General features: G+C 60.7%; 1 protein-coding gene. It reads right to left on the bottom strand.

Features of this window, described 5'->3' with window-relative positions:
- A partial coding sequence (locus tag ACPYOJ_RS35695; RefSeq protein ID WP_481420436.1) for a 1,2-phenylacetyl-CoA epoxidase subunit PaaC occupies positions 1-262 on the bottom strand: 262 nt, incomplete at both ends.

Raw genomic sequence — 262 nt, 5'->3', positions numbered from 1 at the left:
CGTTCATACAGGGCTACGTTCCAGGCATCCATAAAGTACTGGCGCGCGAGCGTGTCGGCGAAACTGCCGTTAGGCTGTTCCACCAGCAACACGTTGTGAAACTGGCGCTCATCACGCCCAAACGCCAGGGTGTCTTCATCGCCCTGACCTTCCAGCTCTGCGGCATAGGTCAGGAAATTGCGCGCCTGCCCCAGCAAGTCGAGACCGATGTTGGCGAGCGCGAGATCGATTTCCAGCTCCGGCGCGTGACCACACCAGGCGC

The sequence above is a fragment of the Rhizobium sp. SVR5-9E genome (assembly GCF_056755095.1).
The sequence above is the reverse complement of the archived record's forward strand: the minus strand, read 5'-3'. Positions and strand labels throughout refer to the sequence as shown.